Source organism: Gemmatimonadales bacterium (genome assembly GCA_035502185.1).
Taxonomy (GTDB): Bacteria; Gemmatimonadota; Gemmatimonadetes; order Gemmatimonadales; family JACORV01; genus Fen-1245.
Genome location: DATJUT010000103.1, coordinates 99,023 through 105,971 on the forward strand (window position 1 = coordinate 99,023; position 6,949 = coordinate 105,971).

A 6,949-nucleotide genomic window follows, 5' to 3' on the forward strand; every position below is an offset into this window, starting at 1 on the left:
ACATCTGGTCTGGCCCCTCACCACTTCCATCTGGTGACCACTGCCCCCTTGCCGTCTGGCAACTGCCCTGATCACGACCTCCTGACCATCTGCCTCACGGTGGCGATCGTCCGGTCCACATCGTCCATGAGCGTGTACACGTGGCAGCACTGGCGCACGCCCAGCGGATCGCCCATCGAGCGGCAGCGGATCTTCGCCCGCTCCCACAGTCCGTCCATCAGGTCGCCCGCCGCGTAGCCGGCCAGGCTCCACACCGTGGTTCCGCTCACCAGCTCGGGATGGACGGGCGAGTGGATGGTGACCTGCGGTATCTGCTGCAGCCCCGCGCGCAGCCGGTTGGCGAGCGCCATGATCCGCGCTTCGACCCGCGCCGGCCCGATCCGGTTGTGGAACTCGATCGCCGCCGCGTAGCCCTTGAGCAGGGAGCGGTTCCCGGTGCCGATCTGCATCAGGCGGTAGGCTCCCGCCTTGTAGTCGTCCCAGGTCGCCGACGCCAGCGTCGCCCACACGCCGGGCAGCTTGTCCGCGGTGACGTAGAGGAACCCGCTGCCCGCCGGCGCCAGCAGCCACTTGTGCGGCGACGAGTAGTACGCGTCGCACCCGAGCTTCTTGACGTCGAGCTGGAAGTGGCCGGAGCACTGCGCCCCGTCGATGACGGTGAAGATCCCGCGCTGCCGGGCGATGGCGCACATCTGCTCGACCGGGAAGCGGATCGCCTGGCCGCTGGTGAGGTGCGGGATGCTCCACACCCGGGTCTGGGGGGTGGTCGCGCTCACGTACAGGTCGATGAGCTGCTGCGGGTTCTCGGGCGGCACCGGCACCGTCACCTGCTTGACGTAGATCCCGTAGCGCTTCGACTTCAGCTCCCAGCCCATGCGGCCGCCGGGATGCTCGAGGTTGGTGAGGATGATCTCGTGCCCCGGCTCGAGCGGCAGCCCGTTGGCGACGTAGTTCATGCCCAGGGTCGCATTCTGCGTGATCGCGACCTCGTCGGGCGACGCGCCGATCAGGGTCGCGAGCGCGGTCCTGAGGTCGGTCTCGGGGTTGTAGCCGCTGATGTAGTCGGGCGTGCCGGCCTTGTAGTTCCAGTGCGCCACGGTGCCCGCGACCAGGTTCAGGTCGTCCGCCACCGCCTGCACCACCACCTTCGGCATGCTGCCGAGCGTCCCCGTGTTGAAGAACGCCTCGTCGGCGGGGATCAGGAACTCCCGGCGGAGGGTACGCCAGTAGGTCTCGTCGTCCTGGAAGACCGGCGGCGGCCAGGCCGGCTTGGCGTCGGGCGCCGGGACGGCGCGGGTGCGGCGGCCGGCCCGCGCCAGCACCGCGACCGAGGCGAAGGAGCCGAGAAAGGAGCGGCGGTCGAGCATGGGACTCTCGGGAAGGGGATCGGCGCGAATATGCGGCGCGCCGCGAGCGGCCGCCAGGCTGCTTGCCCGCGCCCGGCCGCCCGGTGACATTGGGTGATGCGCCGTGCGGGTGTCGCTTCCCTCACCCTGCTTTGCGCGCTCGCCGGCGCGTCGTGCCGCGTCGAGCGCGCGCCCTCCGGCCGCCCGGGCGGCTCGGCCGCCGTCCCCGACTCCGTCGCCTCGGCCGAAGTGTTCGCCGCGCTGCGGACCTATTACGCGCGGCTCACCTCCCGCGATTGGCCGGTGCTGGCACTGAGCTTCTGGCCGCGGGCCACCATCACGACGATCATGCGTCCGGCCGCGGACAGCGGCGACACGGTCGTCACCGTGCCGATCGAGGAATTCGTGGACCTCGCCACGCGGAAGAAGCGCGGCGTCCGGGACTGCCCGGCGAGCTTCTCCGACGAGATGGCGCGCGCCAACGTCGTGACCTACGGCCCGCTGGCCGACGCCTGGGTGACCTACCGCGCGCGCTGCGGGGTCACCCGCGACTCGACCGCGATCCACTACGGCATGGACGCGTTCCACCTGATGAAGTACCGGGGCGAATGGCGCGTGGCCGGGCTCACCTTCACGATGGAAGTGCCGGGCGTGCCCCTGGGCCGCGCCCCGTGACCGGCGGCCCGCGCCGGTGGCACCGGGGCGCCCGTGTCGGGGTATGCAAGGACGCGAGGGTCGACGCATGAAGCGATGGGTGTTCCTGCTGCTGTTCGCGCCGTCCGCGCTCGTCGCCCAGGGGGAACCGGGCGAGGGGCCGCACCGGCACCCCGGCCTGTTCGAGCAGGATACCACGCTGCCGGCCGCCAGCCGCGCCTACAGCCTGGGGATCTTGTCCTACACCGGCGGCTCGTGGCAGCCCTCGGGCGTCGAGGCGGCGCTGCTGTGGCGCCTCGGCCACTCGGCCGCCGCGGTGGGCGCCACGCTCGCGCTCGGCAGCTTCGTGCAGGACCAGGCGGTGTTGCTGGGCCAGTCGCAGGGGTTCTTCGTCACGCTTGGCGCGACGCTCCGCCAGCCGATCGTGGACATCGCGTCGGTGGGCTCGGAGCGGAATCCGGCGTCCGTCAAGCTGGAGGCGTCGTTCGACGTCGCGGGGACGGCCGACATTCATTCGCCGCTGCCGCAGGGGCCGTGGGGGGCGCGCGCCTCGGCCATGCTCGGCCTCGCCTTCGGCAGCGCCGACGCGCTGGGCCAGTCGGTCGGCCTGTTCTTCGGCCCCGCGGTGCTCGTCGGCCGCCGCACGACCTCGCACGGCGAGATCGCCTTCCGGATGCGCATGCCGGTGATGCGGCACTGACCGCCGCCGCCCGCTAGAACATCACCGTCCAGTCCAGCTCCGCCGCCGGCGGCTTCGCGATCCGGAGCCGCGCGGCGCGCCGGTCTACGGCATCCACGGTGACCTCGGCGCTCGGGTCGCAGGTGGCCCCCGCGGGATGGAAGCCGGGCGGGAGCGCGATGGTCAGCTCGTAGGGCCGATCGTCGAGCAGCACCGCGTGGCCAGACAGCGTCCGCTGCTCCCCGTCCCAGGTCTCGTCCTCGAGGTCCATGATGCCCTGCACCACGTGGCGGTTGGCCCCGAGCACGGAGGGCACGCGGCGCGGGCGGCGCAAGGACAGCACGGCGCATCCGTGCGCGGGCAGATCCAGGCTCAGCCGACCGTCGACGTCCTCGAGCCTCGCGCCTTCCCACACGTCGAAGGCCGCGAGGGGTCCGCGGATGCCGTGCTCGGCGAGCGAAAGCGCCAGGCGCCTGGGCGCGTCGTCCCAGTTCATGGCCGCCAGCATCCACCAGTCGTCCGATACGGGGGCGAGCAGCCACGCGGGAGCGGCGTCCGCCAGAAACCCGGCCCACGCGGGATCGGCGATGTCCAGCGCGCGCCCGCGGACCGGCGCCACGGGCATGATGCGGCGGAGGATGTCGAGCCGGCCGTCCGGCAGCCGGTCGAGCGCGTCGGACGCGAACGCGGTGCCGCCGGTCAGCGCGACGAGCGACGCCCAGGTGCGCGCCTCCACGTCGGTGAGCGCGTCGCCCACCAGGACGGCGTCGGCGTCGTTGGTCCAGGCGGCGCCGTTGAAGTGCGCGCGCAGGAGCGAAGCGCGCGCGGCCGGCACGAGGCTCCCGAAGCCGGGCGTGAGGTCGGGGACGACGCGCATCGCGTCCACCAGGCCGGCCGACGGCTGGAGCGGCGCGTCGCACGCCAGCACGAACGCCGCGCCCGCGCCTTCCCGCAGGGCGCGCAGGCCCGCCCGGTAGCCTTCCGCCGCGCCGGCGCGCGCGGGCGGGGCGTCCGTGAGCGCGAGGTCGAGCGCGCCGAGCTTGAGCAGGTCGTAACCCCAGGCGTTCACGACGTGACGAGCCAGCTCGCGCAGGTAGTCCTGCACCACCGGCGCGCCGCCGTCGAGCGCGTAGAGGCGCCCGCCCCAGTCCTCCCGCTCGGCGACGACCCGGAGGTCGCCCCGCGGCGTCCGGAGCAGCCACTCCGGGTGGGCGACTTGAATCCCGGAGCGCTCCGCCACGACGAACGGCGCGAGCCACAGTCCCGCCTGGAACCCGGCCTCGTGAATGCGGTCGGTGAGCCAGCGATGACCGTGCGGGAACCGGTCGTTGGTTTCCCAGTCGCCCACCGACCGCTGGAATCCGTCGTCGAGCAGGATGACGCGGAGGGATTCCGGGTCCGCGTGGCGCCGCGCGGCCTCGACGGCGTCCAGCAGTCCGGCCTCGGAGACGGCGGCGCCCAGCGCGTGCCCGGAGGCCCAGCCGGCCGGCGTCTTGCGGGCGGGCAGGGCGGCGGCCAGGCCGCCGAGCGCGTCGAGCGGATCGGCGCCCGGCACGATGACGAGGGTCGCGGACGCCGGCGGCAGGGCCATGCCCACGAGGCGGCGCCCGAGCCACGAGGTGGCCACGACCGTCTCGCCGACCGCGAAGCGCCCGACGCCCGCGTCGTCGGCACCGAAGGAGAGCGCCAGCCCGCGCGCCGCGGCGCCCGTCGCGCCGGGAGGCAGGACCGCGAGCTGCCAATGGCTGGTGGCCTCCACCGTGCCGTCGCAGGGCACCACCAGGCACTCGTCCGACGACCCGGCGCCGTTGATCCACAGGCGGGAGCCGGCGCGGTCGTCGAGGGCCGGCACGCGCGCCGTCGCCGTATCGAAGAAGCGGATCTCGGCCAGCTCCTGCTCCGCCGCGAGTCCGCGGGCCCGCACGGTGATCGCGGGCGGCGACCCGTCGAGGAACTCCGCGGTGATCTCCACGCCGTCCACCACGCCCACCACCTGCCAGCCGCGGCCGCCGCCCCCCGGGGGCGCGAGCGCGAAGCGGCGCACCCGCTCCAGCGCGCCGAGCGGCGTCCAGCCGCCCGCGCCGAGCCGCACGGCGATCTCGGCGCCCGCGACGACGGCGGGCCCCTCGCGCGGCACCAGGCTCCAGCGCTGCGCACCGTCGAGCTGAAACTGCCACGGGTCGCGCCGGCGGCGCGCCCGCCGCAACGCGGGCCGCCACAGCGCGAGCGCGGCCAGGGCGCGCAGCAGATCGCGGCGCTTCACGCGTGAATCCGGGGTGGTCGTCGGCAGCGCATGCTTGAAGTCTCCGCTACGGGCCTCTAGGTTCGGCACTCATGGCGCATCCTCCGTCCCCGCACGCGCCGCAGTCTGGGCAGTCGTCCTCGGTCCCCTCGCACCCCGGCCTGCGCATCCTCGCCGAAGTGAGCGCCGCCCTGTCGGCCGGCGTCTTCTCCGAGGCGGCCATGGCGTCGGTGGTCGTCACGCTGCGCCGGGGCTTCGACGCGCTGCTGTGCCGCCTGTGGGTGCGCGAGGAGGACGGCGTGTCCTTCCGCGCCATCGCCACCACCGGCGACGAGCCGTCGGCCGAGGAGGCGGCGCGGATCGCCGACGCCATCCGCACCGGCCCGCTCACCCCCGCCGACACGTGGGACGCCCTCGACCTCAGCGTGCCGCTGGTGCACCAGGAGGAGCGCCTCGGCCTGCTCCAGGTGCGGGTGCCGCGGGACGGCCGCGAGGCGATGGAGCGCGACGTCCTCACGGTGGTGGCGAGCGTGCTCTCGCCGCTGCTGGCGTCCAAGGAGCTGTCGCAGGATCTCGCCTTCGAGATCGCGCGCCGCGCCCGGGAGATCGACGACCAGCGCCGCTTCACCGCCAAGGTGATCGACGCGCTGCCGGTCGGGCTCTACGTGATCGACCGCGACTACCGGATCCAGGCGTGGAACCGCAAGCGCGAGACCGGCACCCAGGGCGTGCCCCGGGAAGAGGCGATCGGCCGGCCCATCTTCGAGGTGCTCTTCCGCCAGCCGCGCGACCTGCTGCGGCGCGAGTTCGACGAGGTGCTCGCCTCCGGCAAGATGCAGGTCATCGAGCAGGAGTCCCAGGCTTCGGGCGAGGCGCGTCACTACCGCATCACCAAGATCCCGCTGCGGCTCAACGACGACGAAGTCACGCACGTCATCACCACCGGTGAGGACATCACGGAGTGGAAGAGCGTGCAGCGGCAGATCGCGCAGTCGGAGAAGCTGGCCGCCATCGGCCAGCTCGCCGCCGGCGTGATGCACGAGATCAACAACCCCCTGGCCACCATCGGCGCCTGCTGCGAGGCGGTCAGCGCCGTGGCCGAGGACGCCGCTCCCGAGGTGCAGGCCGGCATCGCCGAGTACGTGAAGATCATGGACACGGAGGTGCAACGGTGCAAGCGCATCGTCGAAGGGCTGCTCGACGTGAGCCGCCCGCGCACGGGCGCCCGGGGCCCCACCGACGTCAACAAGGTGGTGGATGACACGCTGTTCCTCCTCAAGCATCACGAGCGGTTCAAGCGGGTCAACCTGCAGCGCGACCTGGCGCCGGGCCTCAAGCCGGTCCAGGCCAACAGCGAGCAGCTGATCCAGGTGTTCATGGCGTTGATGCTCAACGCCATGGACGCGATGGACGCGCGGGGCACCCTCACCATCCAGACCAGCGTAAACCCCGACCGGGCCGACGAAGTCGTCGTCGCGTTCTCCGACACGGGGACGGGCATTGCCGGCCACGACATCCAGAAGATCTTCGAGCCGTTCTACACGACCAAGCCCCAGGGACGCGGCACGGGCCTCGGGCTCTCCATCTGCTACGGCATCGTCGCGGACCACCGGGGCCGGATCGAGGTGGACTCCGAGATGGGCCGCGGCTCCACGTTCCGCGTCATCCTGCCCGTCGGTGAAGATCCTCGTCATTGAAGACGACCGGACCGTGGGGCAGTACGTGACCCGCGGCCTGACGGAGCACCACTACACGGCGGAGCTGGTGACCGACGGCCGCGCCGGCCTCGAGTCGGCCCGCGCGGGGCACTGGGACCTGATCGTGCTGGACCTCCGGCTCCCCGGCCTGAGCGGGCTCGAGGTGCTCCACAACCTGCGCGACGGCGGCATCGGCACGCCCATCCTCGTGCTCACCGCGCAGGACACGGTCGAGGGGAAGGTGGACGCGCTGCGGGCGGGCGCCGACGACTACGTCACCAAGCCGTTCGCGATGGAGGAGCTGATCGCGCGAGTGGAGGCGATCAGCCGT

At 72.9% G+C, this 6,949-nt stretch carries 6 protein-coding genes; 4 read left to right on the top strand and 2 right to left on the bottom strand.

Translation table 11 applies throughout. The features are described 5' to 3' along the window. Positions 1-71: 71 nt before the first annotated feature. Positions 72-1,367 carry an aminotransferase class V-fold PLP-dependent enzyme gene (locus tag VMF70_14090; GenBank protein HTT69149.1) on the bottom strand — a complete coding sequence of 432 codons (1,296 nt, stop codon included), beginning with the start codon at positions 1,365-1,367 and terminating at the stop codon, positions 72-74. A 96-nt stretch (positions 1,368-1,463) separates the two neighbouring features. Here VMF70_14090 and VMF70_14095 point away from each other — a divergent pair, with 96 nt between their 5' ends. Next, positions 1,464-2,021, top strand: coding sequence for a hypothetical protein (locus tag VMF70_14095; GenBank protein ID HTT69150.1), 558 nt, complete (start codon positions 1,464-1,466; stop codon positions 2,019-2,021). Between the two features lie 67 nt (positions 2,022-2,088). Next, positions 2,089-2,700, top strand: a complete 612-nt coding sequence (locus VMF70_14100; GenBank protein HTT69151.1) for a hypothetical protein — start codon at positions 2,089-2,091, stop codon at positions 2,698-2,700. Positions 2,701-2,713: 13 nt separating this feature from the next. On the opposite strand, the gene VMF70_14105 is transcribed toward VMF70_14100, so the two are convergent. Beyond that, positions 2,714-4,942: a glycoside hydrolase family 36 protein gene (locus VMF70_14105; GenBank protein ID HTT69152.1), complete on the bottom strand. Its 2,229-nt coding sequence runs from the start codon at positions 4,940-4,942 to the stop codon at positions 2,714-2,716. A 71-nt stretch (positions 4,943-5,013) separates the two neighbouring features. Between VMF70_14105 and VMF70_14110 the strand changes: the two genes are divergently transcribed. Both VMF70_14110 and VMF70_14115 read left to right on the top strand, forming a co-directional pair. Further along, entirely contained in the window at positions 5,014-6,618 is a 1,605-nt protein-coding gene (locus VMF70_14110; protein HTT69153.1) for an ATP-binding protein, read from the top strand. After that, positions 6,599-6,949: response regulator (locus tag VMF70_14115; protein HTT69154.1), on the top strand; the 351-nt coding region annotated here is incomplete at its 3' end. The genes VMF70_14110 and VMF70_14115, both read left to right, overlap by 20 nt.